This is a genomic window from Fibrobacter sp. UWR3, from assembly GCF_900143055.1.
Lineage (GTDB): Bacteria > Fibrobacterota > Fibrobacteria > Fibrobacterales > Fibrobacteraceae > Fibrobacter.
Genome location: NZ_FRCW01000003.1, coordinates 305,088 through 319,379 on the forward strand (window position 1 = coordinate 305,088; position 14,292 = coordinate 319,379).

Consider the following 14,292-nt stretch of genomic DNA (forward strand, 5'->3'; position numbering starts at 1 on the left):
AAGGCGCACAACCCCCGCACCCCTATGGCACTCGGCAGGATCAACAAGTTCGAAACCTTCGGGTCGGTCGACGGACCGGGAATCCGGTTCGTCGTCTTTACGCAGGGGTGCCCCATGCGCTGCAAGTTCTGCCACAATCCCGAGACGTGGAGTTTCGGGAATGCAGCCGGCTCGCTTGGGATTTCGGGCAATGGAAGCGCGGGCAGTAATTGCGCGGGCAGTGGAATTGCAGGTAATAACTGCGCGGGCAATGGAAGCGCGGGCAATGGAAGCGCGGGCTACGAGATTTCGGCCGGCGACCTGCTTGCAAAGGCCCTGCGGTACAAGACGTACTGGGGCAAAGACGGCGGGATTACCGTCAGCGGGGGCGAACCGCTTGCACAACTCGATTTTATGCTGGAATTCTTCACGCTCGCGAAAGCGGCAGGAGTCCACACGTGTATCGACACGAGCGGGGTCACGTTCAGGCGTTCCGGCGAAGCGTTCGCAAAAATCGAGCGCCTGATGCAGGTGACCGACCTGCTTCTCGTGGACATCAAGCACATAGACAACGTTGTCCACAAGGAACTTACCGGACACGGGAACGAGAACATCATCGACTTCTTCCGCTACCTGGACGAAATCCACAAGCCTATCTGGATAAGGCACGTGCTCGTGCCCGGGATAAGCGACGACGACGCGGCGCTCGTAAGGACCCGCGACTTCATCCGCACGCTGGGCAACGTAGAGCGCGTGGAGGTACTCCCCTATCACGCGTTTGCCCTCGGCAAGTATGCCGAGCTCGGTATCGAGTACGCGCTCAAGGACACGCAATCCCCCACCGCAGAGCGCGTCGCAAACGCCAACGAGATTCTCGAAACCGCGAAGTACACGGGCTGGAAGAAATAAAGACCCTCGCCTTGAAAGCGTCATTCTCGCACAGGAAACGTCATCCTCGCGCAGGAAACGTCATCCTCGCGAAGGCGAGGATCTTCACGCATAGTCAAACAAATCCTTCCATTCAGGATTCTTTTCGTTTATAAGCCGTTCCTTCCACTCACGATTCCAGTGTTTCAACTGTTTCTCTCTAGCAATAGCATCATTCACAGATTGAAACTTTTCAAAATAAACAAGCCTGTCTACATTATATTTTGCAGTAAACGAATTGGGATCAATTTTTGACTTATGCTCAAGGATTCTCCTATTCAAGTCATTAGTCACTCCAATATAGAGAACCGTTTTCTTATGGTTGCTCAAAATATATGTTGCAAACGGCGTGACATCGTTGCGGTCCATATGCTCCCCTTTTATGTTAAAGACCCTCGCCTTTTTCGTCCACAAAGTGGATAACTCAACTAAGGCAACAAGTTGCCAAGTTTCGTATAGCGAGGGTGACAATGTAATAAAAACGAGGGTGACAATGTACAAAATTTAAGAAAGACCCTCGCCTTTGCGAGGGTGACGACGGTAAAAAAAAAGAGGGGAATGATGTTCAAAATTTAAAAGACCCTCGCCTTTGCGAGGGTGACGGCGGTAAAAAAAAGAGGGGAATGATGTTCAAAATTTAAAAGACCCTCGCCTTCGCGAGGGTGACGACGGTAAAAAAAAGAGGGGAATGATGTTCAAAATTTAAAAGACCCTCGCCTTTGCGAGGGTGACGACGGTAAAAAAAGAGCGAGACAAGACGCAGTATTCAGCAAGGGGTAAGAAACAAGTAAGACGAGGCCACGACCCCCGAAGCCGTAGTTAAACCTACGGCGAGAGGGGGAGTAACGAAGTATTACGCAGTTTATTAGCCCTTGATAGCGTCGCCCATGCTGAACATCGGCATATACATAGCAATGAGGAGGCCGCCGACCGCGCCACCGAGGAACACGATAATGAGCGGTTCAATCATGCTCACGACGGCATCCACTGCGGCATCCACTTCTTCGTCATAGAAGTCTGCGAGCTTCAGGAGCATGCCGCCCAAGTTACCGGTCTTTTCGCCCACGCCGGTCATCTGGATAACCATGGGCGGGAAAATCCCTACTTCGGTCATGGGGTCCGCAATACTCTTACCACCGGCAATACCGATAGATATCCTGCCGATTGCCTTTTCCACGACCTTGTTACCTGCAGTCGAGGCCACGACCTTCAAGGCATCCATCACGCTCACACCGGCGTTCAAGAGAGTTCCAAGAGTACGCGAAAAACTTGCCGTAGATGACTTTATCTGCAAGTCACCGATTTTCGGGACCTTCAGCAGGAACTTGTCGAACGCGAACTGCGCCTGCGGAATCTTCATCACGACCTTCCAGGCGATAATCAACGCAATCAAGGCAAGGAACAAAAAGCCGCCGTTATTCAACAGGAAGTCGGAGATGTTCATCACCACCTGCGTCGGGGCAGGGAGTTCCGCATCCAGCGCCGCGAACTGCTCGGCGAATGTCGGCACCACGAACGTCATAAGTGCAATCACCACCACGATACCCACAATGATAACCATCACCGGGTAGGTAAGCGCCTTCTTCACCTTGCGCTTGAGGCGCATACTGTTTTCCATCGTCTCGGCAAGGCGCTGCAGGATTCCTTCCAAGATACCGCCCGCTTCGCCGGCCGCCACCATGTTGCAGTAAAGGGAATCGAACACCTTCGGGTGCTGCGCCAGTGCATCCGCCAGAGACGAACCGCCGTTGATGGACTGGGTCACCTTGTGAATAACATCCTTCAATGCGGGGTTTTCGCACTGCTCTTCCAGGATGGTCAAGCACTGCAGCATCGGAAGACCGGCAGAACACATCGAGGAGAACATACGCGTAAAGCGGGTCAGGTCCTCGTGCTTGATGCCGTTGCCGATGTTAATCCTGATTTCTTTCGGCTTTTTCTTCAGGCTCACAATCGCAAGCCTGCGGCGCATGAGGAGCGCTTCGGCCTCGGCCTTGTCCTTCGCCTCGAGAGTACCTTCGAAGTTGTTACCCTGCGCGTTCTGCGCCTTGTACAAAAACTCTGCCATCGATTAAACTCCTTCCTTCACGAACAACTGTTCCAGCTGGTCCGGGCTCGGGGAACGAGCGAGCGCCTCGAAGCGGTCCACCTTGCGGTTCTTCACCAGTTCGCAGAGGCACATGTTCATCGTGTTCATGCCGAACTTCTGGCCGATTTCAATCATGGATTCAATCTGGTGAACCTTGTCGTCGCGGATAAGCGCACGAATACCGGGAGTCACGTTCATGATTTCGTAGGCCATCACGCGGCCACCGCCAATTTTGGGGACAAGCGTCTGGCATATGACGCCCTGAAGCACGAACGAAAGCTGGGTTCGCACCGTCTGCTGTTCGCCCTTCGGGAACGCGTCGATAATACGGTTGATAGTCTGCACGCAGGAGTTGGTATGCAGGGTCGCAAAAGCCAAGTGACCGGTTTCGGCAATCGTCAGGGCGCAACGCATAGTCTCGTTGTCACGCATTTCGCCGATGAGCACCACGTCCGGGTCCTGGCGCAAGGCCATCTTCAGGGCAATCGCAAAGCTGTTCGTATCGCTACCGACTTCACGCTGGTTAATCATGCATCCCTGGTGCTTGTGCAGGAATTCAATCGGGTCTTCCACGGTCAAGATATGGTCGTGACGTTCCTTGTTGATCTTGTCGATCATGGCGGCCAGGGTCGTAGACTTACCCGAACCCGTAGCACCCGTCACCAGCACGAGGCCGGAGGGGCGGGTCGTGAACTCGGCCAGAATCTTGGGAAGCCCGAGTTCCTTGAAGGTCTTGATTTCAAGCGGAATAATACGGAGCGCAAGCGCCACGCAGCCACGCTGCAGGTAGGCGTTCGCACGGAAACGCGCGAGGTTCGCGATACCGAAAGAAAAGTCGCATTCCTTATTCTGTTCGAACGACTTCTTCTGCAGTTCGTTCATCAAACTGTACGTCATGCGCATGGTTTCATCGGGCTTGAGCTTGTCGTCGCCGAGGGGGGTAAGCTTACCGGACAAGCGCACCAGCGGGGGCGAACCTGCGGTAATATGCAAGTCAGACGCGCCACGCTTAACCATTTCAGAGAGAAGATCTTGAATATTGTATGCCATATTGCAGAATATAATTTAAAAGTGCCCGAAAAAAACATAAATTCTTGTCATAAATGCGGAATAAGTCCTTTAAAATCGCTGGTTTTATCGTTTTGGCGGCACTTTTGCTGGTCGCCTACAGGGCCATTACCGCAAACGTGGAACCGTTCCGCGAAATCCCGAGCCGCATCGCGAACTTCAGCGCCATCGAGATAGACGGCGGCAGGACGACCTTCGACGAACACAAGGGCAAGGCAACGCTCGTGGTGCTTAGCGCCAGCTGGTGCCCCGCATGCATCGCGGAACTCAACACGCTCAAGAACCTGCACAAGGAATTTTCCGCGAAAGGGCTAAGCATCCTGATGGTGAGCGAAGACGACAACGTGAAAATCGCATCCCGGTTCAAGAAAAAATACGCGATGCCCTGGACCATGGTCCACTGGAACTACGACCTCATGAACGCTCTCGGAAACCCGCGGGTGATTCCCGTGAGTTACCTTGTAGATAGCGACGGCAAGTTCGACTACATCGAAGCGGGCATCATCGACGAGAACCGCATGAGGCGAGCGATCAAAGCGCTAGTAGAGTAAAGCTAGTAGACACGCTTGCCTTGCGGAGCAAGGCTACGGTGTGACGATGGTCAGGCAATCGGGCTCGGGAAAAGAATCACGTCCTTGATTTCATTCTTCCCGAGTGCAAGCATGAATAGGCGGTCTAGCCCGAGCGCCACACCGGAGCAGGCGGGCATACCGGATTCAAGCGCCGCGAGGAAGTTCTCGTCCTTGCGCGGGAGCGGCTTGCCCATCTGGCGACGGATTTCAAGGTCGGCATCAAAACGCCTGCGCTGTTCTGCCGCATCGGTCAGTTCCGTATAGCCGTTGCAGAGTTCCACCTGGTCCACGAAAAGTTCAAAGCGACGCGCCCACGTGTGGCCGTCCTCGCCCACGTAGGTCTGCGCGAGAGCCGCCTGCGACTGCGGGTAATCCAGAATGAACTCCGGACCGTTTTTCGCGAGGGCAGGTTCCACCGCAAAGACCATCAGGTAATCCCACCAGTCCTCGCGGCTCATGCGTTCCGGACCCTCGGGAACGGGGATTGCGCGCTCATTGCAGGCACAGACAAAGTTGTCCATACTCTCGCAGAACGGGTCAACGCCCGCATACTCCCTGAAGGCATCTATCCAGCGGGTGCGACGCGCGTGAATCGGCTGCCCGATAATTTCAGACACGAGCGCTTCCACCTCGTCCATCAACTTTTCTTGCGGCATGCCCACGCGGTACCATTCCACCATGCTGAACTCGCAGTTGTGATGGCTGCCGGATTCATCTTTCCGGAAGGATTTCGTTATCTGGAAGATATCCCCGAAGCCCGATGCCAGAAGGCGCTTCATGTGGAATTCCGGGCTCGTCATCATGTAATGGCCGCCTTCCACCTCAAAGTAATCCAGCTGGGGGTCGGTCCCTCCCGCATTGGAAAGCACGGGCGTTTCCACCTCAAGCACTCCGCGGGCTTCAAAGAACGCGCGCACCTTGTTCATCAAAGCTTGGCGCTTTATCCAGGTATCACGATTGCAAGTAGGAGCAAACATAGTGTGAGCTAAATCATCAATTATCAATTATCAATTATCAATTATTCACCACGCAGCGAACAGAGAGCCAGAAACCCTTATCGACCGGAATCGTGGAGACTTCCTTGTCGGTACTGAACATGGACCTTGCCACACCGCGACCGTCACCTACGTCATTGCCGGTCCAGAAATAGGCGCCCTCGCCCTGGATTACGGAAATGCCGTTCTTGTTCGCGTAACCGCCGAACATCGCCGTAAATGCGTAATCGTCGGAGCCGTTGCTGCGGAGTTTTTCGGCGGCAGCATTCGCCCCGCCCGCATAAATCTCGAGCATCTTCCAGTCGTCATCGGTCGCGAGATGCGTGCCTTCGGGGCAAGCGGCGAGTGCGGCCTCGTGCGTGTACAGGCGACCGTAGGTCTTGCAGTTGTCATCTTCGCGATCATAGCACATGGACTTTTCTTCTACGGCAAAATTCAGGTTCTGCACAAACCAGCGGGTGCCATTGATTTCCTTGACCTTGTACTTCTGGCCATCACGACCATCCTCAAAAATTTCAAACACCGGGCAGCGCGTCGCAAATTCCTTCTCGGCCAGGATTGAATCCACCGCAGGCTGCCACGACGTGCAGAACCGGAAAAGTTCCCCGCCCGGAAGCGCCGTAGAATCCGCCTTGTGCTTATCTGCCCAGCGGGCCACGTATGCGATATCCACAATTTCGGAATCCGGGATGGAGAGCGCCTTGGCGTTCAACTTCATGAGCTTCGAGTATTTTTCGGCAGTCGTCTTCTGCGTTTTCCAGTAGCCTTCCAACAAGCCCGTGCGAAGTTTTTCGTACAAAGGAGAAGGAACGGTCACCCCGATTGTCGTATCGATGAAATGTTCAGGCTCGGATTCGCATGTCGCCTCGCGAACGGAATCCTTCGTGTTGAGCGCGTACTGGAGACAGTCCTCGATACAGGCCTCGCGAGCCTTGCCTTTCTTGGGGCACGGAACCCAGATGCTGGTATCGACCGCCATCCTGAACGGCTTTGCAAAGGCCTTCGTTTTCAGCGCAGCCTTCGAGACGCCTTCAAGAGCATCGAGTGCTTTGGCGTTGCCGTTCTCGCCTTCCATAAGCAGGTAAGAAATCACTTCCGTGCAGGCGTTCATCGCCTTCGCGTTCGAGCACACCTTGGTGCCGTAGCCATACGAGAACTGGGACGGGCACAGGTTAAAGGACTGGTCCGGCATCGCCTTGAATATTTTTTCGTAGACCTTGACCGCATCTTCGGGAGAAAGCTTACCGCAGTAGATTTCTTCGGCGGCACCCTTCTTCACGATTTTCTTTGCAGTCGCGATATCGCCCGCATCGATTGCCTCGCGGAGTTCCGGCTGTGCAAACGCCGTTGTCGCCAAGCCAAACGAAATCGCGCCAATTACGGCAAAAATCTTTCTTGAAATTCTCATAGTAACCCTTCTTTGTTTTTTCGCGACAAATATAGGTTTTTTAGTCATTGGTCATTAGTCATCGGCCATTAGTTGTCAAGCATTTTCTACATTTGTATTCATGAAAGATTCTGATGCAGAAACAGCTTACGATGCAGAAAAAATCCGTAGCGAATTTCCGATGCTTGTCGCAGGCGATAAGGATGCAAAGCCCCTCGCCTTCTTGGACAGCACGGCCACCACGCAAAAGCCCGCATGCGTCATCGACGCGATGGACGACTTTTACCGCGAACACTACAGTTCCGTAAAGCGCGGCGTGTACCGCCTGAGCGCCCGCACCACCGAAGCATTCGAAGCCACTCGCAAGAATGTCGCAAAATTCATTAACGCGAAGACCGAAGACGAAATCGTGTTCACCCGCGGCACCACCGAAAGCATCAATCTGGTGGCGTGGAGTTTCGGCCGCAAGTTCTTCGAGGCGGGCGACGAGATTCTGATTAGCGGGCTCGAACACCATGCAAACATCGTGAGCTGGCAGCTCGTTGCCGAAATGAAAGGCGCGAAAATCAAGGTGATTCCCGTTTTGGACAACGGCGATCTGGATTTGGCAGCACTACCCGGATTACTCACTCCACGCACCAAGATGGTGGCCGTCGCCCACGTGAGCAATTCCGTGGGCACCGTAAATCCGATTGCAGAAATTATCGCGACCGTTCGCGCCGCCGCACCCCAAGCGAAAGTTTTAATTGACGCCGCCCAGAGTTCGAGCCACATCAAGATTGACGTGCAAAAACTCGACTGCGACTTTCTCGCCTTCAGCGGACACAAGATGTACGGCCCCACGGGCGTGGGCGTACTCTACGGCAAGTACGAAGTTCTGGATTCCATGCCCCCCTGGCACGGCGGCGGCGAGATGATCAAGAACGTGACTTTCGAAAAGACGACTTATGCCGACGTTCCCGCACGTTTCGAGGCAGGCACGCCCATGATTGCCGAAGTTATCGGGCTCGGCAAGGCCATCGAATGGATTAATGAAGTCGGCATCGAGAACATTCGCAAGCACGAAGAAGAAATTACGAACTACGCATTGGAACAGCTTGCGCAAATTCCGCAGGTAAAAATCTTCGGGAACCCGAAGGAACGCGGCGCCCTCATCAGCATCACGCTGGACGGCATTGCTGTAAGCGACGCCGCCATGATTCTCGACGAAGAAAACGTTGCGGTGCGTAGCGGACACCACTGTGCCCAACCCGTGATGGACCGTTTCGGCGTCGACGCCACGCTTCGACTCAGTTTCGGTGCGTACACCCTGAAGCGCGACATCGACCGCTTTGTCGCTGGCATCAAGCGCGTTCTCCGACTCTTCGGTTAACCGGGACTCGTATGGGAATCGAGAAAGGCATCTTTAACCGCACATCGCTCCTGCTCGGGGACGACGTGATGGGCGACATCTACCAGAAGCGCGTCATCATCTTCGGTCTCGGCGGAGTCGGCAGCTGGTGCGCAGAAAGCCTGGTGCGTTCCGGCATCAAGGAACTCGTGCTCGTCGATTCTGACCGCGTGTGCGTCACCAACGTAAACCGCCAACTGATGGCCACCACAAAGACCGTGGGGCAAGTCAAGGTTGACGTGCTGAAAAATCGCCTACTCGAAATCAACCCGCACGCCAACATTGTCGCATTGCAGGACATCTACGAAGAAGCGAATACAGACAAATTCCAACTGGACACATTCGACTACATCATCGATGCCATCGACAGCCTCGAAAACAAGATGCAGCTGTTGTGGCACGCCACGCGCACAAAGGCCACGGTATTTTCTTCAATGGGCGCAGCCCTCAAGATGGACCCCACACGAATCAAGGTCGCCGAATTCTGGAAAGTCGCCGGTTGCCCGCTCGCCCGCGCCCTGCGCGACAAGTTCAAGAAAAAGAAAATGGCGCTCAAGAAAAAAGTGCTGTGCGTCTACAGCGACGAACTCCTGAAAAACCGCGGCAAGAATTCTTCTTGCGGAACGGACGCCTGCATGTGCCCCAAGGTGCGCCACGAAAGGAGCGAAGCCGAACTCCAGAATGCAAACCTGGTCGATCACGAATGGTGCAGCAGCAAGGCGCAAATCAACGGCACCATGGCACACTCCACCGCTATTTTTGGATTCATGATTGCAGGCCTCGTGATGCAGGACATCTACAAGAAGGCATTGGCCAGCGCGGAGTAATATGAAATTCCTAATTCAGCGGGTATTGAACGCCCAGGTGGATATCGAAGGGCAGACCGTCGGCAAGATCGGCAAGGGCTACATGATTCTCATCGGCGTAGGCGAAGACGACACCCGCGAAATCGCCGACAGGCTCATCCACAAGATGCTTGCGCTGCGCATCTTCGCTGACGAAAACGGCAAGACGAACCTTTCCATCAAGGATGTCGGCGGAGAGCTCCTGCTTGTCTCGCAATTCACGCTGTACGCGAACTGCAACAAGGGAAACCGCCCCACGTTCAACGGCGCCGGCAACCCGGCACTTGCAAACGAGCTCTACGAATACATTATCGCAGAATGCAAAAAAGAAATCCCCGTCGTGCAGACAGGGAAATTCGGCGCCGATATGCAGGTGAGCCTCACGAACGACGGCCCCTTCACGATTATGCTGGAATAGGCATCCCGGAACTAGAATTCCGGCATGCTGAAATCGCCGTAAAGTTCACGGCCGTCAAACACCCAGACCACCATCTTTTTGCCATCCAGGAATTCCGAACGGTCCTTGAACAAGGTCGGGCCCAAGTTTCCCCCGCCGATACGGCTGCGGGTAAAAGTCTTTATCCCCGTCGCCTGCGCAATGTATGCGCCGATATTGGAAGAACTGTTCCAGCCAAAATCGGCATTGCTGTCGCCAATCACCACAATGGGAGCGTCCTTGGAACCGTGATAGCGCTTCCCTTCCGCATCTACGGTCTTTAGCACGCGCACAGCGTAATCAGGGTAAGAATTGTACTTCAGGTGATAAAGATTTCCGGTACCGGGAACAACCGTATCGCGCAGGAACCATTCTCCCCTCGGGACATCCAAATCCATCTCGTTGATGGTATCGGCAATCATCTGTGCAAGAACCTGCCGACCTGCACTGGTATAGTGGCTTTCGTACGCCTCGAACATGGGCGTTTCCTCGTTCTTTTCAAGAAACTCCTCTACCGCATCGACAACGACAACGCCTTCGTCTTGCAGAGCGTCCACCCATTCCTCATATTGCGGGGCAACGATACCACCCGACAATTCTTCCGAATAATGTTCCGCCTCGATTTGCAGTTTGTCCGGAACAGGCACCACAACCAGTTTGATACCACGCGCTTCCAGGGAATCATTAAAGGCGACAAAAGAATTCAAGTTTTCTTTCCAGTCCACCACCAGATTGACAAGACTTTCCTGCAAGAAAATCCAGCCGTCTTCGCCACTTACCGCACAGCGGGCCTCTTTCAGTTCACCGCCGCATTTTTCAAGATCGTCTTCAATCTGTTCCTGAACTTCCGGCGGGATTTCGGGGCGCAAAGACCACCAAGCCGTGACAAGCATCGCCGCCACCGTCGCAATCCCCAAGAAAACTCCCAAACATTTCCTAATCAACATGGCAGTGTCAAATCTAGAAAAATCCCTGCCCGAAGGCAGGGACAACAACTTGCGTTACTAATCAAAAGCGAGCAAGACAAGGCGCCTTACCGGCCGAAGCGTATCAAGCATACGTGAGGCCGGGGCCAACATCGCATTGCGACGTTTTTCATTAGTAAATAAACAACATCTCGCGATATTTAGGCAGAGGCCACATCTCGTCGGGCACAACCTTCTCGAGGCTGTCCACCACCTTGCGGAGGCCAGCGACGGCAGCGATGATTCCCTCGTGTTCGCCTTCGAGAGATGCTTCAAGCGCAGCAATCGATTCGGTGAGCGAGCGGCAGCCTTCCCCGATGGACTTCACGTAGGTATCGAGTCCCGGGAATCCCTGGTTCAGGGCCATTTCGTTTGTACGTAACGACTTCTCGTAGGCTTCCACCACCTTCGGGAGAATCACGTTCTTCGCGAGGTCGCGGGCGACTTCGCCCTCGATGTGGATTCTCTTGTGGAAGTCTTCCACGTTAATTTCGTAGCGCGAAAGCATCTCGCGGCGGTTCATCACGCCGTACTTTTCGAACAGTTCCACATTCTCGTCCTTCGTGAGCGCCTTGAGGGCCTCGAGAGACGTGCGGATGTTCGGGAGTCCGCGGCGTTCCGCTTCCTTCACCCATTCGTCGGTGTAGCCGTTGCCGTTGTAGAGCACGCGCTTGTGTTCCTTCACGATCTTCTGCAGAATCTTCTGCAGGCCCGTGTGGAAGTTCTTGTCGTCGAGCTTTTCGAGCTGTTCGGCAATCATGTCGAACGCCTCGGCCACAATCGTGTTGAGCACCACGTTCGGTTCGGAGCAGCTCTGGCTACTTCCCGGTGCGCGGAACTCGAACTTGTTGCCGGTGAACGCGAAAGGCGATGTACGGTTACGGTCGGTAGCGTCGCGCGGGAGCGGCGGCAGCATGTCGCTCCCGAGCTTCATCGCGCCCGCCTGCTTGCTGGATTTCGCGGAGCCCTGCTCGATCTGGTCGATAACGTCCATCAGCTGGTCGCCCAGGTAGATGGAGATGATTGCCGGAGGAGCCTCGTGCGCACCGAGACGATGGTCGTTGCCCGCACCCGCGCAGGTCATGCGGAGCAGGTCGGCGTGCGTATCCACTGCATAGATAATGGCACAGATCGCGGTGAGGAACACGGCGTTCTGGTGCGGGTCCTTGCCCGGGTTCAGGAGGTTCCCCTTGCCGTAAGAAAGGCTCCAGTTGTTGTGCTTGCCCGAACCGTTCACGCCGGCGAACGGCTTCTCGTGCAACAGACAAACTAACCCGTAGCGGTCGGCCACATTGCGGAGCGTTTCCATGATGAGCATGTTGTGGTCGCACGCAAGGTTCACCTCCTCGAAAATCGGGGCAAGTTCAAACTGCGCGGGAGCCACCTCGTTGTGGCGAGTCTTCGCCGGAATGCCGAGCCTCCAGAGTTCCTTCTCCACATCGTTCATGAAGTTCAGGATACGGCTCGGGATGCTCCCGAAGTAGTGGTCGTTCATCTGCTGGTGCTTCGCGGGAGTGGCACCGAAGATAGTGCGGCCGGACTGGTAGAGGTCGGGGCGCTGCAGGTAAAAGCGCTTGTCGATGAGGAAGTATTCCTGTTCGGCGCCGAGCGTGACGGTCGTCTTCTTGGGGCCCGCCTTGAAGCAGGTCATGAGGCGGCGGGTGGACTTGGAAAGCGCCTGGAGGCTACGGAGAAGCGGGGTCTTCTTGTCGAGCGCCTCGCCGGTGTAGCTACAGAACGCAGTCGGGATGCAGAGCGTGGCACCGTTGCCGTGGCGCTTGATGAATGCGGGGCTGGTCGGGTCCCAGGCCGTGTAGCCGCGGGCCTCGAACGTAGAACGAAGGCCGCCGCTCGGGAAACTCGATGCATCCGGTTCGCCGACGATGAGGTTCTTGCCGCTCAGTACCATGATGGCCTTGCAGCCGCTCGGTTCCAGGAAGGAATCGTGTTTTTCGGCGGTGGAGCCGGTGAGCGGCTGGAACCAGTGCGTGAAGTGCGTGGCACCGCGGTCCATCGCCCACTTCTTCATGGCGTGCGCGACATCGCCCGCGATATTCGGGTCGAGAGGGGCACCCTCGTCGATAGTCGCCAGGAGTTTTTCGCAGATATCCTTCGGGAGGTAGCTGCGCATGGCTTCGGCATTGAACACGTCCTCGCCGTAAAAATCGACATTGACGGGTTCGGCGGGTTTCGCGGAGGCCGGGATGGCGGTTGCGATATCGTAGATGGTTTTTGTACGCGTAGTGGACATTTTCACGTTCCTTTTCTTTATTACGCGGCAAAATTAGAAAGAGCGTACACGCATTGCACGGAATTTTTCGCCTTTTTCAGCCCCATTTTATTACACTTTTGTAAAATTAGACCATTTTATTACGTTTTTGTAAAGCGCAAACAAGAAAACCGGCGACAAACCCGTGGAAACAACGTATATTTTGGGCATGGAAACCGAACGCATCGAAAAGGAAGCCCTCGAAAAAATCAAGCGTGAACTGCACGGACGCTCCGCGCGGGCCCTTTCCGCGCACATCCACGACGTTCTCGACAAGGCATTCGCCGACCTGCGCGCCGCACACGAGGCGGAATGCGAAAAGATCCGCGGCATCGTGGAAGGCCGCGCGGGTGACATCATCGGCAACACCCGCGAAATGCAGGAGGTCGCGCGGCAGGCAAGGCACATCGCCCCCACCGAGGGCGTCGTTCTCGTCCGCGGCGGCGCGGGCACCGGCAAGGAACACGTGGCCCGCTACATCCACGAACTTTCCGACCGCAAGGCAAGGCCGTTCACCATCCTCAATTGCGACACGCTCGAAGGCAACACCACCAGCGCGTTCGAGGCGGAACTGTTCGGCTACGAGCGCGGCGCGTTCACGGGCGCCACCAGCAGGCACATCGGCAAGGCAGAGCAGGCGAGCAGCGGCACGCTGTTCCTAGATGAAGTCGCGGAACTCTCCCCCGCAAGCCAGGCGCGGCTCCTGGAGTTCATGCAGGGGCGCACCTTCAAGAGGCTCGGGAGCAACATCGAGCAGCGCTCCGACATCCGCATTGTCGCAAGCACCGGCAAGAACCTCGAGGCCCTCGTGCAGCAGGGGCTTTTCCGCGAAGACCTCTACTACCGCCTCAACATATTCCAGATAAACTTGCCCGACCTCTCGCAGCGCAAGACCGACATTCTCCTGCTCGCCGACCACTTTATCGAGAAGATGAACCTCAAGTACGGCAAGAACATCGCGCGACTCAGCACCCCCGCCATCGACATGCTCATGAGCTACCACTGGCCGGGCAACGTGCGCGAACTCGAGAACTGCATCGAGCACGCCTGCCTCGCCACGACCGACGTCGCCATCAACGCCTACGACCTGCCGCCCACGCTCCAGACCGACATCACGAGCGGCACGGCGCTTATCCCCGAAGGCACCGCGTCGCTTACGGCACTCCTCGAAAGCTACGAGAAGGAAATCCTCACCGAGGCGCTCCGCCGCAACAACGGGAACCTGAGCGCCGCCGGCCGCGACATATCCGTAAGCCCCCGCATGATGCACTACAAGGTGAAGAAGTTCGGACTGGCGACGGATTAAACCGATAGTGGATACTCTTGTCGCTTCGCGACTGCGGTATGACGAAGGGAAAAACCGCGATTTT

The 14,292-nt window shown here is 55.4% G+C and carries 13 protein-coding genes; 6 read left to right on the forward strand and 7 right to left on the reverse strand.

Annotated elements, in window-relative coordinates:
- Window positions 1–24: 24 nt before the first annotated feature.
- Window positions 25–888 carry a radical SAM protein gene (locus tag BUA44_RS05380; protein WP_072809436.1) on the forward strand — a complete coding sequence of 288 codons (864 nt, stop codon included), beginning with the start codon at window positions 25–27 and terminating at the stop codon, window positions 886–888.
- An 84-nt stretch (window positions 889–972) separates the two neighbouring features.
- Here BUA44_RS05380 and BUA44_RS05385 read toward each other — a convergent pair whose 3' ends face one another.
- From BUA44_RS05385 to BUA44_RS05395, 3 genes are all read right to left on the reverse strand, one after another.
- Window positions 973–1,275: a GIY-YIG nuclease family protein gene (locus BUA44_RS05385; protein ID WP_072809661.1), complete on the reverse strand. Its 303-nt coding sequence runs from the start codon at window positions 1,273–1,275 to the stop codon at window positions 973–975.
- 496 nt (window positions 1,276–1,771) lie between these two features.
- Entirely contained in the window at window positions 1,772–2,974 is a 1,203-nt protein-coding gene (locus BUA44_RS05390) for a type II secretion system F family protein (protein WP_072809438.1), read from the reverse strand.
- A gap of 3 nt (window positions 2,975–2,977) precedes the next feature.
- Window positions 2,978–4,045, reverse strand: a complete 1,068-nt coding sequence (locus tag BUA44_RS05395; protein ID WP_072809440.1) for a type IV pilus twitching motility protein PilT — start codon at window positions 4,043–4,045, stop codon at window positions 2,978–2,980.
- A gap of 53 nt (window positions 4,046–4,098) precedes the next feature.
- On the opposite strand from BUA44_RS05395, the gene BUA44_RS05400 reads away from it, so the two are divergent.
- Window positions 4,099–4,614, forward strand: coding sequence for a TlpA family protein disulfide reductase (locus BUA44_RS05400; RefSeq protein WP_072809442.1), 516 nt, complete (start codon window positions 4,099–4,101; stop codon window positions 4,612–4,614).
- Between the two features lie 50 nt (window positions 4,615–4,664).
- Here BUA44_RS05400 and epmA read toward each other — a convergent pair whose 3' ends face one another.
- Together epmA and BUA44_RS05410 are read right to left on the reverse strand one after the other, a co-directional pair.
- Window positions 4,665–5,612 (reverse strand): EF-P lysine aminoacylase EpmA, encoded by a 948-nt coding sequence (gene epmA, locus BUA44_RS05405; RefSeq protein WP_255370467.1) that lies wholly within the window; start codon window positions 5,610–5,612, stop codon window positions 4,665–4,667.
- Window positions 5,613–5,649: 37 nt separating this feature from the next.
- Window positions 5,650–7,038, reverse strand: coding sequence for an FISUMP domain-containing protein (locus tag BUA44_RS05410; protein ID WP_072809444.1), 1,389 nt, complete (start codon window positions 7,036–7,038; stop codon window positions 5,650–5,652).
- A gap of 100 nt (window positions 7,039–7,138) precedes the next feature.
- On the opposite strand from BUA44_RS05410, the gene BUA44_RS05415 reads away from it, so the two are divergent.
- The 3 genes from BUA44_RS05415 to dtd are packed head-to-tail and all read left to right on the forward strand — an operon-like array spanning window position 7,139 to window position 9,670.
- Entirely contained in the window at window positions 7,139–8,389 is a 1,251-nt protein-coding gene (locus BUA44_RS05415; protein WP_072809447.1) for an aminotransferase class V-fold PLP-dependent enzyme, read from the forward strand.
- 11 nt (window positions 8,390–8,400) lie between these two features.
- Window positions 8,401–9,234: a tRNA threonylcarbamoyladenosine dehydratase gene (locus tag BUA44_RS05420; RefSeq protein WP_072809449.1), complete on the forward strand. Its 834-nt coding sequence runs from the start codon at window positions 8,401–8,403 to the stop codon at window positions 9,232–9,234.
- A 1-nt stretch (window position 9,235) separates the two neighbouring features.
- Window positions 9,236–9,670, forward strand: a complete 435-nt coding sequence (dtd, locus tag BUA44_RS05425; protein WP_072809452.1) for a D-aminoacyl-tRNA deacylase — start codon at window positions 9,236–9,238, stop codon at window positions 9,668–9,670.
- An 11-nt stretch (window positions 9,671–9,681) separates the two neighbouring features.
- Here the strand turns inward: dtd and BUA44_RS05430 are convergent, their stop codons facing one another.
- Together BUA44_RS05430 and BUA44_RS05435 are read right to left on the reverse strand one after the other, a co-directional pair.
- Window positions 9,682–10,635 (reverse strand): alginate O-acetyltransferase AlgX-related protein, encoded by a 954-nt coding sequence (locus tag BUA44_RS05430; protein WP_072809455.1) that lies wholly within the window; start codon window positions 10,633–10,635, stop codon window positions 9,682–9,684.
- A 151-nt stretch (window positions 10,636–10,786) separates the two neighbouring features.
- Complete coding sequence (locus tag BUA44_RS05435) at window positions 10,787–12,904, reverse strand: glutamine synthetase III family protein (protein WP_072809457.1); 2,118 nt, start codon at window positions 12,902–12,904, stop codon at window positions 10,787–10,789.
- Window positions 12,905–13,091: 187 nt separating this feature from the next.
- On the opposite strand from BUA44_RS05435, the gene BUA44_RS05440 reads away from it, so the two are divergent.
- Window positions 13,092–14,228 carry a sigma-54 interaction domain-containing protein gene (locus tag BUA44_RS05440; RefSeq protein ID WP_083579500.1) on the forward strand — a complete coding sequence of 379 codons (1,137 nt, stop codon included), beginning with the start codon at window positions 13,092–13,094 and terminating at the stop codon, window positions 14,226–14,228.
- The last annotated feature ends 64 nt before the right edge of the window (window positions 14,229–14,292 follow it).

Coding starts and splice junctions, on each gene's coding strand:
- BUA44_RS05380 (WP_072809436.1), top strand. CDS start 25: ATGGCACTCGGCAGGATCAACAAGTTCGAAACCTTCGGGTCGGTCGAC.
- BUA44_RS05385 (WP_072809661.1), bottom strand. CDS start 1,275: ATGGACCGCAACGATGTCACGCCGTTTGCAACATATATTTTGAGCAAC.
- BUA44_RS05390 (WP_072809438.1), bottom strand. CDS start 2,974: ATGGCAGAGTTTTTGTACAAGGCGCAGAACGCGCAGGGTAACAACTTC.
- BUA44_RS05395 (WP_072809440.1), bottom strand. CDS start 4,045: ATGGCATACAATATTCAAGATCTTCTCTCTGAAATGGTTAAGCGTGGC.
- BUA44_RS05400 (WP_072809442.1), top strand. CDS start 4,099: ATGCGGAATAAGTCCTTTAAAATCGCTGGTTTTATCGTTTTGGCGGCA.
- epmA (WP_255370467.1), bottom strand. CDS start 5,612: ATGTTTGCTCCTACTTGCAATCGTGATACCTGGATAAAGCGCCAAGCT.
- BUA44_RS05410 (WP_072809444.1), bottom strand. CDS start 7,038: ATGAGAATTTCAAGAAAGATTTTTGCCGTAATTGGCGCGATTTCGTTT.
- BUA44_RS05415 (WP_072809447.1), top strand. CDS start 7,139: ATGAAAGATTCTGATGCAGAAACAGCTTACGATGCAGAAAAAATCCGT.
- BUA44_RS05420 (WP_072809449.1), top strand. CDS start 8,401: ATGGGAATCGAGAAAGGCATCTTTAACCGCACATCGCTCCTGCTCGGG.
- dtd (WP_072809452.1), top strand. CDS start 9,236: ATGAAATTCCTAATTCAGCGGGTATTGAACGCCCAGGTGGATATCGAA.
- BUA44_RS05430 (WP_072809455.1), bottom strand. CDS start 10,635: ATGTTGATTAGGAAATGTTTGGGAGTTTTCTTGGGGATTGCGACGGTG.
- BUA44_RS05435 (WP_072809457.1), bottom strand. CDS start 12,904: ATGTCCACTACGCGTACAAAAACCATCTACGATATCGCAACCGCCATC.
- BUA44_RS05440 (WP_083579500.1), top strand. CDS start 13,092: ATGGAAACCGAACGCATCGAAAAGGAAGCCCTCGAAAAAATCAAGCGT.